The organism is Mycolicibacterium neoaurum ATCC 25795 (assembly GCF_000691525.1).
GTDB classification, from domain to species: Bacteria; Actinomycetota; Actinomycetes; order Mycobacteriales; family Mycobacteriaceae; genus Mycobacterium; species Mycobacterium neoaurum.
Genome location: NZ_JMDW01000012.1, coordinates 258,653 through 271,801, shown reverse-complemented (window position 1 = coordinate 271,801; position 13,149 = coordinate 258,653). Strand labels below are relative to the sequence as shown.

At 62.0% G+C, this 13,149-nt stretch carries 14 protein-coding genes; 7 read left to right on the top strand and 7 right to left on the bottom strand.

Going from position 1 to position 13,149, the window contains the following annotated elements; all coding sequences use genetic code 11:
* Positions 1 to 116 precede the first annotated feature (116 nt).
* Positions 117 to 677, top strand: a complete 561-nt coding sequence (locus IC40_RS0118945) for a recombinase family protein (protein WP_030136263.1) — start codon at positions 117 to 119, stop codon at positions 675 to 677.
* A 109-nt stretch (positions 678 to 786) separates the two neighbouring features.
* Here the strand turns inward: IC40_RS0118945 and IC40_RS26600 are convergent, their stop codons facing one another.
* Positions 787 to 2,394, bottom strand: a complete 1,608-nt coding sequence (locus IC40_RS26600; RefSeq protein WP_051644382.1) for a hypothetical protein — start codon at positions 2,392 to 2,394, stop codon at positions 787 to 789.
* 158 nt (positions 2,395 to 2,552) lie between these two features.
* Between IC40_RS26600 and IC40_RS0118935 the strand changes: the two genes are divergently transcribed.
* A complete protein-coding gene (locus IC40_RS0118935) occupies positions 2,553 to 2,723 on the top strand; it encodes a hypothetical protein (RefSeq protein ID WP_157837329.1) in 171 nt (56 codons plus the stop codon).
* 191 nt (positions 2,724 to 2,914) lie between these two features.
* Here IC40_RS0118935 and IC40_RS0118930 read toward each other — a convergent pair whose 3' ends face one another.
* Together IC40_RS0118930 and IC40_RS0118925 are read right to left on the bottom strand one after the other, a co-directional pair.
* Positions 2,915 to 4,276 (bottom strand): recombinase family protein, encoded by a 1,362-nt coding sequence (locus IC40_RS0118930; protein ID WP_030136260.1) that lies wholly within the window; start codon positions 4,274 to 4,276, stop codon positions 2,915 to 2,917.
* A 185-nt stretch (positions 4,277 to 4,461) separates the two neighbouring features.
* Positions 4,462 to 6,027, bottom strand: coding sequence for a hypothetical protein (locus IC40_RS0118925; protein WP_030136259.1), 1,566 nt, complete (start codon positions 6,025 to 6,027; stop codon positions 4,462 to 4,464).
* 396 nt (positions 6,028 to 6,423) lie between these two features.
* Between IC40_RS0118925 and IC40_RS26930 the strand changes: the two genes are divergently transcribed.
* The gene (locus IC40_RS26930; protein WP_138158173.1) at positions 6,424 to 7,041 is read left to right on the top strand and encodes a hypothetical protein; all 618 of its coding nucleotides are present in this window, start codon (positions 6,424 to 6,426) and stop codon (positions 7,039 to 7,041) included.
* Positions 7,042 to 7,163: 122 nt separating this feature from the next.
* Here IC40_RS26930 and IC40_RS27340 read toward each other — a convergent pair whose 3' ends face one another.
* Entirely contained in the window at positions 7,164 to 8,171 is a 1,008-nt protein-coding gene (locus tag IC40_RS27340) for a DUF3644 domain-containing protein (RefSeq protein WP_158631990.1), read from the bottom strand.
* Between the two features lie 341 nt (positions 8,172 to 8,512).
* On the opposite strand from IC40_RS27340, the gene IC40_RS0118915 reads away from it, so the two are divergent.
* From IC40_RS0118915 to IC40_RS0118905, 3 genes are read left to right on the top strand one after another with little or no spacing between them, the layout of a single operon-like run.
* Positions 8,513 to 8,854: a DUF1801 domain-containing protein gene (locus tag IC40_RS0118915; protein ID WP_030136257.1), complete on the top strand. Its 342-nt coding sequence runs from the start codon at positions 8,513 to 8,515 to the stop codon at positions 8,852 to 8,854.
* 29 nt (positions 8,855 to 8,883) lie between these two features.
* Positions 8,884 to 9,351 (top strand): methyltransferase family protein, encoded by a 468-nt coding sequence (locus tag IC40_RS0118910; protein ID WP_030136256.1) that lies wholly within the window; start codon positions 8,884 to 8,886, stop codon positions 9,349 to 9,351.
* Positions 9,352 to 9,402: 51 nt separating this feature from the next.
* Positions 9,403 to 10,029: a GNAT family N-acetyltransferase gene (locus IC40_RS0118905; protein WP_324604707.1), complete on the top strand. Its 627-nt coding sequence runs from the start codon at positions 9,403 to 9,405 to the stop codon at positions 10,027 to 10,029.
* Between the two features lie 3 nt (positions 10,030 to 10,032).
* Here IC40_RS0118905 and IC40_RS0118900 read toward each other — a convergent pair whose 3' ends face one another.
* Both IC40_RS0118900 and IC40_RS0118895 read right to left on the bottom strand, forming a co-directional pair.
* Complete coding sequence (locus tag IC40_RS0118900; protein ID WP_030136254.1) at positions 10,033 to 10,599, bottom strand: dihydrofolate reductase family protein; 567 nt, start codon at positions 10,597 to 10,599, stop codon at positions 10,033 to 10,035.
* A 49-nt stretch (positions 10,600 to 10,648) separates the two neighbouring features.
* Positions 10,649 to 11,245 carry a TetR/AcrR family transcriptional regulator gene (locus tag IC40_RS0118895; protein ID WP_036470292.1) on the bottom strand — a complete coding sequence of 199 codons (597 nt, stop codon included), beginning with the start codon at positions 11,243 to 11,245 and terminating at the stop codon, positions 10,649 to 10,651.
* 163 nt (positions 11,246 to 11,408) lie between these two features.
* On the opposite strand from IC40_RS0118895, the gene IC40_RS0118890 reads away from it, so the two are divergent.
* Positions 11,409 to 12,623: a cytochrome P450 gene (locus IC40_RS0118890; RefSeq protein WP_030136252.1), complete on the top strand. Its 1,215-nt coding sequence runs from the start codon at positions 11,409 to 11,411 to the stop codon at positions 12,621 to 12,623.
* A gap of 12 nt (positions 12,624 to 12,635) precedes the next feature.
* Here the strand turns inward: IC40_RS0118890 and IC40_RS0118885 are convergent, their stop codons facing one another.
* Positions 12,636 to 13,130 (bottom strand): nitroreductase/quinone reductase family protein, encoded by a 495-nt coding sequence (locus IC40_RS0118885; RefSeq protein ID WP_030136251.1) that lies wholly within the window; start codon positions 13,128 to 13,130, stop codon positions 12,636 to 12,638.
* Between the last annotated feature and the right edge of the window lie 19 nt (positions 13,131 to 13,149).

Here is a 13,149-nt window from a genome sequence, read left to right as displayed (position 1 = left end):
ACACCCATAGTGGACACCCGCCACTTCCCTCCTGGCTGTCAAAATAGAATCCATCGGCGCATTGATTGACAGTCGTCCATCCAAGTCCTCGAGTCTATGTTGACAAGCGCCTAGTGATGGAGACGGACGTGGGGCAGCGCCTCGGATACCTGCGAGTGAGTACCGCCGATCAAAACACCGTTCGTCAACTTGATGGGGTCGAGCTGGACAAGGTGTTTACGGACAAGGCCAGTGGCAAGGACACCGACCGCCCCGAGTTGGCCCGTGCTGTCGATTACGCCCGTGAGGGTGACACGCTTGTGGTGCACTCGATGGACCGCCTCGCACGCAACCTCGAAGATCTCCGACGTTTGGTCAGGGAACTCACCGGCCAAGGCGTCAAGGTTGAGTTCGTCAAAGAGAACCTGACTTTCGCCGGTGATGACTCGCCGATGAATACGCTGTTGCTGTCCATGCTGGGGGCCGTCGCCGAGTTCGAACGGTCACTGATCCTTGAACGGCAGCGCGAAGGCATTGCCATTGCCAAGGCTGCTGGCAAGTACAAGGGTCGGAAAGCGGCGCTCACCGACGATCGGGCGGGAGAACTCCGCGGTCGCTTGGCCGCCGGTGAGTCCGTCACTACCCTTGCCCGTGAGTATGGGATCAGCCGCCAGACTGTCTACAACTATGCGAGCTGAGAACTGATCGCCCCCCTGGGGGGTGCCCCGATCGGCACCACCCCGCCGGGCCTCGTACGGCCAGCGACTCTTCTCTCTCTGGAAGTCGGGCTAGCAACCGGGATGCGCGCTAGGCCACCTTGGCCAGAGACCACGTACAGCCTTTGCGGCCACGACGGTCGGCCACTGGGATGTCGCGACGCTTGGTCTTAGCGACATAGAGGCTGCCATCGCTGTAACCGGCGGCGCGGCCAGCGTCGTAGACGGCAGAAGACTCGACGATCGTTTCTCCTGCCGCGACCCGTTCCGCGATGTGTTGATCAAACCACTTCTGGCAGGACAGCGTCGCCTTGCCGGCCTTTTCCTCCTGGTGGTTGTCCGGATCCGTCGCGCTACCGCCGTGGTCACCGTGACCAGGGCGGTCACCGGCCTTGACATGCGAGTTTGTGGGGTGACCAGTCTGGTCACCGTGACCACAGTGAATGAGCCGGTATCGGGTCCCGCCGGTGACACGCACAGGCTCGATTGCATTCTCGTCGATCAGTTCCGCGATTGCCTCGTCGAAGAATTTGCGCCTACCAGTGCTGCTACCCAACCTGCGCTTCAGATCGCCACCCGCTTGCTCGCCTACCGCGAGGAAGCGAACAATGCTGGCCTTCACAGATTCCAGCGCATACCGAGCTTGTGCCTCGTTGATTGCAGCTCGCTTCTCGCCTTCCCGACGCGCTTGCTCGATGGCGGCCTTAGTGCCATGGTCGACCAGTTCAGTGCGGGTCTGCTCAGACACCGCCATGACTTCCGCGGACATGTCCCAATCCCACTGGTTGACCTCGACGCGCCCGTGCATGATCCCCAAAAGCGCGGCGACCTTGCATCGCATCAGCAATATATGGCCGTCGAGCGCGTTCCCTTCGCCACGCTGCCGGGCGATGTGGGCCGCAACGATGGTCTGTTTGATTTCTGGCGGCCCGTAGACGACCTCCACTACCCCGTCCTCGCCGGGCTCCCATATCGGCAACGCCGTGTCGAGTGGAGGCGGAGGCTCAGTTGCGGTGTCGGGCATGCTCGGATCAGTGGTCGGTGCCCATAAGAACCGCTGCGGGGTCCCGCCGGTGGTGTCGTTGAAGAGCACACCCGTGTGGCCCGGCTGCGCCCCGACTGACAGGCACATCCGATACGAGTGCGCCACTACGATCCTCGTGGTGTCCTCCTTGGCGTTCGCTTGGCCAATCGGCTCGCCCATCGCGGCGGCCTTCAACTCGGCAAGTAAGATACTGCCGGCTCTACCAGCGATGCCCGCGATCTTGTCGATCTCCGATGCCGTGAAAATCACCGGAATGCCTGCCGCCCCAGCTTTCCCGCGCGAGAACTGCTCGGCGATGCCTTCCCCGGAACCGATTGGCAGCTCGATGATGTCGTCTGGCCACGCTGCCCGCGCCACGTTGTCGCTGACACCCTTGCCACTGCCCGACTTGCCCGCGAAAGCGCAGAACAGATTTAAGCTGGCCCGCCCACCAATGACGGGCGGCAACTGCACCGATGGCGGGACGCTCGCGGCTACGCGCAGCAGCACTCCAAAGAACACCGCCCATGGTGCCGCGTACCGTGCCCGCGCCCAACGGTAGATCTTCTCCAGCTGGTCGCTGCCGGAGTTCAGGAAGAATTCTTCGGGGGCATCGATGGTCGCGCCGCGGTATGCGGCGATGTTGGCTGCGTCAATAATTGGAGCCTCAGACATGACTTACTTTCCTGGTGGCAACGCTAACCCGTTGCCGTTCGGTACCCGCTCAAGAATTGAGCACTGGACGCTTGCGGGATCAACCGCCTGAGTTTCGTTGCATGTCTGAAGTGCTGTGCGCGTCCACTGGTCGCGCCAAGTTAGCACGGGTGTTCGAGATGGCAACTCGACACGCCGAGATGCGTGTCGACGACCCATGGGTGGCCCAACTGGTCGCGACGTCGTTGGTATCCGAAGATCTGGACCACGGCGTGTCGGGGTTGCGGGTGAACGGGCTTTCGGGTACCTATCTTCTCGACGCGGGGGCTGCGACTGCCGGGCCGCGTTGAGGAATCCGCCGCATGGGTCGGGCCTGGGAAAAGTCGCAGGGGGTACCGATGAATGTCGGAGTGCCAGAAAGCCAGTCGCGAGACTGAAGCGGAGCGGAGGCTACGCGCCATCCGCGAGACTGTTTCCAAGGCGCCACCTCTTACAGCCCTTCAGCGGGCTGCAGTGGTGGCCGCGCTGACAGGCGGTGTCACTAGCCCGCCCAATCGATCTGGACCGTTTGGGGATCAAACACGCGCGAACCGCGAGTGCCTCGGTGAAGTCTTACAGTTGCCAGCGAGTCCACCACTACGCGCTGCCTCATGATCCCTGCTGTCAGAAACTCCGCTGCAGGGTCTTCGCTCCCCAGAAGCTCGGCCAGTGTTGCACCCTGGTTAGATGTGGCCATCTTCTGTTGTGCGGCAGCGAGTTCCGCGCGAATGGACTCGTTGGCAGAAGCGAATCTGCGGCCGTCGATGAGACCTGCGTCGTAGTCGGACTCCACGCTGACAAGTCTGATTCGCAACCGCTCGACTTCGACCAGCAGGGGAGCTAGGTCTTCGGTGGCTGGTTTCAGTAGGTCTGCTACATCGGGTTGTCGTAAACGTTCCGCGATCACGTCGAGCACGTACTGATCAACCTGTGACTGCGATCGGTTGACGTGCTTGTCCTTACAGCGGTATCGCCCCTGGGACCACGATGACGTTGGTTGGTCGCAGGCCGCACACAGATACAGCCCCGAGCCGAGGTGCTTGCGGTCGGTGCCGACACGATTTGTTTTGCGGCGTGGATCTGCCAGGCGCGCTTGCACGAGGTCGAACACGTCGTCGCTGACAAACGGTTCCCAATTGCCCTGTCTCCCTGTGGTTTCGCCCTGGTAGATGGCGCGACCCGCGTAGCGCGGATTCGTCAGGATGCCCCGGATGCTTGACGGATTCCACGGACGGCCCTTGCGAGTGGTGACGCCTTCATTTGTCAGCAGGCGTGTGATCGAACGCAGTGACTCGCCCGCATGGAACAGCTTGAAGATTCGCCGCACCAGCTCGGCCTCCTGGGCGACGGTGTCACCCTGCGGCGTATAGCCCGTTAGCCTCGTCCCAAGCGGGGGGCGGCCGAGGTTTGAACGTTGGACGGCCGCGGCTGTCTGCCGTTCACTCTTCAGTCCAATCTCCATCTCGGCGACTTCGCCGAGCACTCCGATAACCAGTCGTCCGGATGCTGTGGTCGGGTCCATGTCAGAGCCTTGGACGAGCGCGATGATGACGCCATGGTCTCGACATGCTTCGACGAGTGCCAGGCGGTCACGTGCGTTACGTGCAAGGCGGTCGAGGGACCAAGCAACGACGGCCTGAATCTCGCCGCGCTTGATGGCGTCGAGCATCCTCGTAAACTCCGGCCGCTCCTTCTTGCCGGCCGCGCTCACAGAGTTATCCGTGTAGGTGTCGACGATGTTCCAGCCGCGCTGCTTGACGACACGCTCGGCGTCGTTCCGCTGTCGCTCGACGGCCAGCTGCTCACCCGTGCGATCGAGTGATACGCGCAGGTACAGGGCTGTTCGGAGCGATGCGGTCTTCATGGTGAGACGAGAGTACCTTGACACGTGTATCAATCTTGCGATCAAGACACGTTTCGCTTCAACGTGTGAAGTTATTGGCCTGCCGTCGTCAGAAGACGTTGATGTGTGAACTACTGCGTATGCCATCAATCTGTGAGCCAACGATGACTAGCGATCGCTGGCGTTGTCGGATTTCGCCCGCGCGCCTAGTGCCGCCACCAGCTGGGTCTGCCTTGCATGCCCGGATGCCACGGCCGCGGCTGTGGCACGTGTGTGAGTCGCTGCTCGGGCTTGCTGAAGCTTGCGCTGTAGTCCTTGTGCGGGGCCGACGGGTCCCAGCCCTCCATGTGGGGTCGCAGGTCGTCCGCGGAGGGCTCGGCTTTAAACACATCGTCGTCCAGATGCTCCAGATTCGTAACGGGGTCCATCACGTCCGCGCGGGAGCGCGCCCATTCGAGCCATTCCCGTAGCTTGGGGCGGCTCTCCAGCAGTCCCTGCGAGGTCGCCGCCTCAAGTCGCGCCGCGAAGGCGCGCAACTCCTGAGCTCCCTGCCAAGCCTCAAACATGCGCACGAAGGTAGCCTCGCGCAGTTCGACGATTGCCTTCTCCCGGGCGCAGTTTCGTAGGTCTTCCCAGGCTCGCCTTTGGGCCGCCTGCTCACGCTCGTGTGCTTCGTGAGCTTCGACGCGCCGTTGTTTTTCGCGTTCGCGGGCGTCATCGTCATCGACCGTTCCCTTCTTGATGGCGCTTGCGATTTCGGGGATCTGGCGTTCGAGGGTCTTCCTCTTCTCGTCGAACCATTCGTCGCCATTGCGCTTGTACTGGGAGTAGCCGCTGCGGTCGGGTTTCGTCATGTGCGAGCCGTCTCTCTCCACCTGGAGATGCAGTCGGCCGGACGGCACTCGGTCGGATTTCGGGACCTGCTTCCAAGGCGTACGCCGCAGCTCGCGCTGTTCGGCCGCTGTCGGGATGTGGGGGACCTCGTCCAAAAGCTCGGTGAGTGTGAGGGTTGGGCGTCGAGAGCCGGCCTGGATGAACAGCTTCGGGGTCTTGAGCTTGACGTTGGCACCAAGCCGCACCTCGTGGGCGAGTAGGTCCGCTGCTAAGTCGAGCAGTATCTCGATGGCACGGGGTCGCAGGTCCTTGCTGATCTGCTTGAGTATTGAGGTTGTCTCCAGTGCGGCTCGGAGTGCCTCGATGTTTGTCGTGATCTTTCTGGTCGTCGTTCTGATGCGGTCCCAGTCCGACGTCTCCGCAGGCGAACCGGTGCCGAGGATGACGACGATGTCACCGGAGCTGCGGCCCGTAGAGCGTAGGTCGTGCCCGGCTGGTACAAGGTGGTGTGCTCTGCACGCGTGCAGCACACGACGATAATGTGCGCGGGTTGACTCCGTCGGGTCGGCGACAGTGATCTTCCCTGACTCCTGCAGCTGCTCGATTAGCGCCTTAGCCAGTCGTAGTGTCTCTGACGCGCCTTCGCCGAGGTTGAGATTCGGTGGCTCGCCTGCTCGGTCGCGGACAGGGAAATTGACCAGGTGTCGAGGGACGGCTTCCAGGGGGAAAACACCATGCTCGATGTAGTGCTTGCCCGCCTCTGTGACCGCTGCAGACCATGTCCTGGCGTGGCCCTTGATCGTCACCAGACCGCGGGCCTTAAGGGCCGAGGCGCTGGTCTTATGCGAGAAGTTGCCCTCGGGCCATTTGCCCGCAGGGCAGCCGTCGGCGATCCACTGAAGGACTTCGAGTTGCCGGTCGTTAACCCGTCTGTTCATAAATCACGGTATCCAAATCTCGGATGCTGGCGGCTCGTACGCTGCCCGAGCGAATCGCTACCTACTGGACATCGCGCGGAAGGCGCGGGCGCTTTTTGTCACTTTTCAGCGGTTCTACGTCACTATGTGGGTGTGGATACCCAACGGTTTTACTCAGATCGAACGTATGGGCCGGTTGCACAACACACGGAGGCACTTTCGACCGCCACACGAACTGGTCTAGTCAGCCTCTTTCGCAACAAGGTCGAGTCGAATTGGCTAGCAGAGTCTTTCCCGGAGACGTGCCACGACGGTAACGGGATTGTCGGTACAAACACGGCGGCTCTTCGGGAAAACCTCGCTGCCGTGATACCTACCCTGACATGGCCGTTCACCAAAACTACTACTACCGACGACGTGGCAGTACTGGATTTGATGGAATACGCATGCGATCATGTCGGACTGCCCAAGCAAGCTAAGTATCACGATTTCTTGAGGCACTGGGAACTCACATTCGACGCGCGTACTGGACGAGTTCGGTTTCGCGCCGAAGTGAACCGCATTCTTCAAAGGGGTGGAAGCGTCTTCGAGCTAACTGATGAGAACAGAATCAGGCGGAACGGCTGCGAAGAAACCACTACTGCATTGGGTGCCATACGGGCTCCCACGGGCAACGAAGGGCTGGACGAGCTGATCGAGCAGGGTCGAACCATGTACATGTCGCACAGGCCTGAGGAGCGGCGACTAGCTATGGAACGGTTATGGGATGCTTTCGAGCGTCTCAAAACGATCGAGCCTGGTGCGAATAAGAAGGCTCAGATTGCCGCTCTGCTATCCAATATTGATTCAGACGCATTCCGGGCCGTGGTTGACGAAGACATGACTGCGCTCACCAAAATAGGCAATACTTTCGAGATTAGGCACCGCGAGACCAACACCCATCCGGTACCGGGTGACGCAAGCGACTACCTAGTAGGACGAATGGCGCTCGTGATTGGCTACCTCATACATGTCAGGAGCATGAAGCGGGACTAACGAGGACGGCGTGCGGGGTTCTCCATCGCACGTCCCAGGGCTTGCCGCATACTACCGGCGACGTTTTGCTTCACGGCACGGCTAGCTTGCCAAGGCCTTGGTCCGGGCAACTTTCCGCTCGCTCAACTAGATTTAGCGGCCGCTTCCTGACGCTTTATTAGTCCGTACTTCTCCCGAGCGGCGACGACATCTTTCCGTGTCAGTTTATTTATGAAAGCTACGACATCGGGCGACCACTTTACTAGGCTGACGTTCTCATCTCGCCAGCAGTATCGGCTGTCGCCGCGTAGCTTATAGACGTAAGTGATAGCTAGGAAATCGTAAGATACCACCCTGAGTTCATCTTTTAACAGCGGAAGAACGTCTTTCTGGCGATATGGATGCGACTTGTTCGGATCAACCTTCTTGTGCACTATCGTGGCACTTTCTGTGTCAACGCCGCTTATTCCGACTGTGACATCAGCATCACTTAGTTTCTTAGTCGATTGCAGATTAACGGAATAAATTGTAAGTAGCCGCGCACTGTCGGCCTTTAACTGCTCATGCGCGGTCTGGACTTCCTGTAAGAATTCCTGAACTGCGCTAGCGGCTTTCTTGCCCGCGGGTGCTCCTCCGCTGCTCAGGTACTTCACTGGGTCAACGGGTGTCTTAGCGCCTAGTGGCAGTATTTGCCAAGAGATCTCTTCGGCAAGGTCTTGACGGAAAACCGATTTCACTATATCCCGGTAATTGTGAATTGAAGTCTGAGCGAGTGAATATACAACTACTCCGAAATCTGGTTCGTTGTAGAAGTGAACGGTCTTGTCGCGGTAAAGAGCTAGCAGTTCTAGATTTCTTCGGACAGGTTCCGCCTTCACTTGGCTGGGCCAAACGGCGGTATTTGAGGCTTTGCGGAAAGCGTCGTCTAAAGATATGGTCTTGTAAGGTTCTCGCCGCCGCTTCGGGTAGTAGATGGAATTTCCCGATTTTGAGACTATGGCCTTCAACATCAGCTCCCACGCATTGATGAGAAGGACCACAACAACTTCGTCCCGGTACGGAAACCGCGGCTTGTTGTAGACCTCTATCGCCGCAAGCATCGCCGACACCGAGTTGCCGAGCAATTTGCGGTATGAACCTCGGTAGTTCATCCGGCACGCCAAGCGCAGACAAATAACGTGAACCATCGCACCGTGCGAACGATAGCGGCAGTGTGGGGGTGTGGAGGTAGGCGTACCGGCTGGGGGGGGGGGGCTAATCGGGCATAGGTCCATCGAGCTTTCATCCTGACGTTGTTTCGTATTTGTATGTGGTGGAGTTCCGGTTCAACGTGTGAGCCTGGCCGGCGAAGCGACCTATTGTTCCGCTGACAGCGTCACAACGCCTATATATCCATGGTGGGCCTGTCAGCGGAACATTGCGGGCGGGTCGGCCCTTGGCAGACGGTCGAGTTCGGATTCACCGTCCTGGTCCCGGTAGTACATTGGCGGCTGTGAGTGGGGATTGGCGTAACGATCGTGTCGAGGAGCTCCGGTCTCTGATCACCCAGGCCGAACCCGATGTGGTCGAGGAAGTCAAGTGGCGAAAGCCGTCCAACCCTGACGGGGTGCCCGCGTTCTCGCTCGACGGGTTGATCTGCACCGTGGAGACGTACAAGGACAAGGTCAAATTGACCTTCGCCAAGGGCGCGTCGGTGAACGATCCGGACCGCCTGTTCAATGCGAGTCTCGACGCGTCGGTCCGACGCGCCATCGATCTGCGTGAAGACGATCAACTGGACGCCGAAGCCTTCAAGGCGCTGATTCGTGAGGCCGTGCGCGTCAACCGCGGCTAGCCCGGTTCGAACATCGAGGAGTGAGCACCATGCGCGTTCCCCCGGTCGGTGTCGCGGGCGCAGCCGCGCTGGTCCAGATCTGGCTGAGCCGTGGGGCATCCGGGTCCACCGCATCACGGTTGGTCGCAGGCGGCGTCGCGGCGTTGTCGGCCGGGGTGCTGCTCGCGTCGGTGGGCTCGTTCCGGCGTCACGACACCTCGGTCAATCCCCTGGAGGTCGATCGGGCCGCGACCCTGGTGCATACCGGGATCTTTCGGGTCTCCCGAAACCCGATGTACGTCGGCATGGCGGGACTGCTTGTGGCCCAGGCCATTCAGCGTCGGTCCTGGGTGTCGATGCTGCCCGCGGCACTCTTCGTGGCGGTCATGCAGCGGGTCCAGATCCCGGTCGAGGAGAAGTTCCTACGCGAGCGGTTCGGACCGGAATTCGAGTTGTATCTGCGCGGGGTCCCGCGGTGGGTGGATCACCGGTCGGTGGGCCCCCTTCTCGGCCGCTAGCCGATCACAATGTTCCGCTGACAGCCTCATCGCGCCAATACATCCGTGGCTATGCTGTCAGCCGAACATTACGTGCACGCAGACGACACGATGGAGGTGTGTGCGGTGAGCCACCGCATCCAACGCGCAGCAGCGACGGATCTGGAGGCGGCAGCCGCCACCCTGGCTGCGGCCTTCGACGCGTATCCGTGGACCAGGTGGTCTATTCCGCAGGCCGGCTACACAGAACGTCTCGAGCAACTGCAGCGGCTCTACCTGCAGTTCGCGCACGAGCATGGCATCGTGCTGATCGCCGACGGGGAACGCGGCGTCCTGGCATTGCTGCCGCCCGATGCCCCGGAACCTCCGCCGGACTTTCAGCAGCGGGTCGCCGATCTGCACGGTGACCGGCTTGAGGTCCTTGGACAGGCGGACATCCCGGCCCAACCCGGGGGCGCCTGGAATCTGGCCACCCTCGGTGTTGCTCCGGACCACCAGGGCCAGGGCCTTGGCGGCGCACTGGTCGACGCCGGTCTGGCGGCGGTGAGCGCGGTCGACGCGGCCGCGGGCACGGCGTTGGAGACATCGGACGAACGCAACGTCCGCCTCTACGAGCGGTCGGGCTTCACCGTCACCGCCACGACGTCGATACCCGATGGGCCGGTGGTGTATTCGATGTTCCGGCCCGCTGCGCACTGAGTCTCACCGATCTCGCGGCGCGTAGCGCAGCAGGACCGTCCCGCCGGGAAAGGCTCGATGCTCCAGTAGTTGCAACGGCATCCACGATGGCAGCGTCGGGAAGAACGATGTGCCACCGCCGACCGCGGTGGGGGAGATGACCATTCGGTACTCGTCCACCAGTCCGGCCCGCACGATCGGTGCCGCCAACGTGGCGCCGGCCACTTCGAGTTGACCGTCGGTGTCGGCCTTGAGTCGCCGCACCACCTCGACCGGGTCGCCACGTTCCAGCCGGGAGTTCCACGCGACCGATTCCAGGCTGGAGGAGAACACCACCTTCGGCATGTTGCACCACACCGCGGCGAAGTCGGCGGCGATCGGATCGGCATCCGCCGACTCGTGGACAGCCGGCCAGTGCCCGGCCATCAGTTCGTAGATTCGCCGACCGTAGAACGACATGGCGGTGTCGCGTTCGAAGTCATTCCAGTATTGGTGCAGTTCGTCGCTCGGATCGCTCCAGTCGATGTTCCCGTGCGCGTCGGCGATATAGCCGTCCACCGATGTGGTGAAACCATAGATGAGTGTGCCCATACAGATCAGACTCGACCACGACACAATTCTGAGCGCTCGCGACGCGTGGTCACGGCAATTGGTTACCCGCGGTGGCGTATGCGGCCCCGAGGAATCGCCGCACCATTTCCTCCTCGGCTTCGGGGTCGGGGAGCGGCCAGTACCACAGCGCCAGGAAGGTGCGGATCAACCACTGTGCGGCAAGCGGATCCGGTTCTGCCAGGCCGAGCATCTCGGCCGCGAAAGCGGAGACGACGGGGGAATCGGTGATCCATTCGTCGCCGGTCGGCGTGACCATCGACCTCATGATCTTGGCCAGCGGGTCGGCACGCATCCGGCGCAGGGCGACCACCGTGGCGGTGACGACCCGGGCGGGTCCGGTCAGGTCGGTGATCGCCGCACGTACCGAGTCCAGGATGCGTTCGGCGTGCCGGGTCAGCACGACATCACGGATGGCCGCCTTACCGCCGGTGTGGCGGTAGACCGTCGCCGGTGAGCAGTGCACCGCGGCCGCAACTGCGTCGATGCTGAAGCGTTCGTACCCGTGCCGGGACAGCAGGTCGGCTGCGGCGGCGTAGATGCGTTCGGCCGCCTCGTCGTGCCGGTCCCGCCCGAGCAGCCAGTCACCGGACGGTGCCGTCCGGGTGATCGTGTCCCGCGAGGCCATAGTGCACTTTTATCACCATGAGAGAAGAGCCGTAGTTTTTCTCACCGAACTCGCTGGTCCGAGGGATCGGGCGAGAACTACGCAACCGGACCTGGGTCGGGCATGCTCTCATGTTTGCCGCGCACCGTTGACCAGTGACTTCGCCGGCGTCCACGCTGTGACCATGACCTTGTCAGCGGATGTGACGGACATCTTCGGCGCCGAAGCCCTGCAAGATCCGTACCCGCACTACGCCCGGATGCGCGACCGCGCCCCGGTGCAGCGGATCGGTGATTCGGACTTCTACGCGGTGTGCGGATGGGACGCGGTCACCGAGGCTGTCGGCCGGGTGGACGATTTCTCCTCCAACCTGACCGCGACGATGGTGTACCACGAGGACGGCCGCGTCACCCCCTTCGACATGGGTGCCCCCGGCGGCCCGATGCATGCCCTGGCGACCGCCGACGACCCGGTACACGACGTGCACCGCAAACTGCTCCTGCCACATCTGTCGGCCCGGCGGATCCGCGTCATCGAGGATTTCGCCGAAGCGACCGCCGTCGATCTCTTCTCCCGGGGACTCGAAGACGGTCACGTCGAGTGGATGAGCGCGGTGGCCGACCGGCTACCGATGATGGTCGTCGCACGACTGCTCGGGTTACCCCACGACGACGTCGACACCCTCATCCGGTTGGGTTACGCCACCACGACCCTGCTCGACGGAATAGTCAGCGCGGATCAATTGGAAGCCGCCGGTATGGCGGCCGTCGAGCTCTCCGGCTACGTGATGGATCACTTCGGCAGGGCCGCTGACGGTTCCGCACCGGGACTCATCGGTGACCTCGCGGCCCGCTACGCCTCCGGAGAACTGGAACAATTGCCGGCACTGGCCATCATGCTCACGCTGTTCAGCGCGGCCGGTGAATCGACCGCCTCGCTTCTGGGCAGCGCCGCGTGGATCCTGGTGAACCACAGCGATATCCAGCGTCGACTTCGCGACCGACCCGAGCTGCTCGGGCCGTTCATAGAGGAGGTGCTGCGCTACGAGTCACCATTTCGCGGCCACTACCGGCACGTCATGAAGGACACCGCACTGGCCGGGGTGTCGGTCCCGGCCGGCTCGCGGCTACTGCTGATGTGGGGCGCGGCCAACCGCGACCCGCACCATTTCGACACTCCTGATGAATTTCGGTTGGACCGTCGGGAAGCCAAAGGACACATTGCATTCGGTAAAGGTGTGCATTTCTGTGTCGGTGCGGCCCTGGCCCGTCTGGAGGCCAAGATCGTGCTGCGGATGCTGCTGGAGCACACCGACTGGATCGATGCCGTCGAGGTGGGACCGTGGCTGCCGAGCATCCTGGTCCGCAGGCTCGCGCACCTGACCCTGGCGGTGCGCTGAGCGACCGTTCGATCAGCGCGGGGTGAGCCGGAAGATCGGGATCGTCCGCCCCTCCGGGGCAGTCTTTTCCCGGTAATCGTCATAGCCGGCGTAGACCCGGCCGGCCAGACCGAACAGCCGGTCGTACTCGTCGGGGTCGGTCACCTGGGAAGCGGTGAAGGGCTCCATGCCGAACTCGCAGGCCGGATTGGCCTTCAGGTTGTAATACCACTGGGGGTGCTTGGCGCCGCCGTAATTGGACGCCAGCAGGATCACGTCCGCACCGTCGTTGAAGTAGGTCAACTGCACCTGGCGACGTTTGCCGGACTTCGCGCCGGTCGTCACCAGCGGGGCATTGATGATGGGGCCCATGTTGATGCGGCCGCGGGTCAACCGGAAGAGATACGGGTCGGTCCGCCGGGCGATATGCCTGGCGATGAACTGCCCGATCGGTGAGCGCCCGAAGCGCACACTGGCGTGATACTTGGAACCACGGGGCCTCTCGGGATCCACATAGCGCAACGGCATGTACTGCACCGTACGCGTA

Coding starts and splice junctions, on each gene's coding strand:
- IC40_RS0118910 (WP_030136256.1), top strand. CDS start 8,884: ATGCGCGTTCCCCCGGTCGGTGTCGCGGGCGCAGCCGCGCTGGTCCAG.
- IC40_RS0118945 (WP_030136263.1), top strand. CDS start 117: ATGGAGACGGACGTGGGGCAGCGCCTCGGATACCTGCGAGTGAGTACC.
- IC40_RS0118895 (WP_036470292.1), bottom strand. CDS start 11,245: ATGGCCTCGCGGGACACGATCACCCGGACGGCACCGTCCGGTGACTGG.
- IC40_RS0118885 (WP_030136251.1), bottom strand. CDS start 13,130: ATGCCGTTGCGCTATGTGGATCCCGAGAGGCCCCGTGGTTCCAAGTAT.
- IC40_RS0118900 (WP_030136254.1), bottom strand. CDS start 10,599: ATGGGCACACTCATCTATGGTTTCACCACATCGGTGGACGGCTATATC.
- IC40_RS27340 (WP_158631990.1), bottom strand. CDS start 8,171: ATGAACTACCGAGGTTCATACCGCAAATTGCTCGGCAACTCGGTGTCG.
- IC40_RS0118935 (WP_157837329.1), top strand. CDS start 2,553: ATGGCAACTCGACACGCCGAGATGCGTGTCGACGACCCATGGGTGGCC.
- IC40_RS26600 (WP_051644382.1), bottom strand. CDS start 2,394: ATGTCTGAGGCTCCAATTATTGACGCAGCCAACATCGCCGCATACCGC.
- IC40_RS0118930 (WP_030136260.1), bottom strand. CDS start 4,276: ATGAAGACCGCATCGCTCCGAACAGCCCTGTACCTGCGCGTATCACTC.
- IC40_RS0118905 (WP_324604707.1), top strand. CDS start 9,403: ATGCTGTCAGCCGAACATTACGTGCACGCAGACGACACGATGGAGGTG.
- IC40_RS0118890 (WP_030136252.1), top strand. CDS start 11,409: ATGACCTTGTCAGCGGATGTGACGGACATCTTCGGCGCCGAAGCCCTG.
- IC40_RS0118925 (WP_030136259.1), bottom strand. CDS start 6,027: ATGAACAGACGGGTTAACGACCGGCAACTCGAAGTCCTTCAGTGGATC.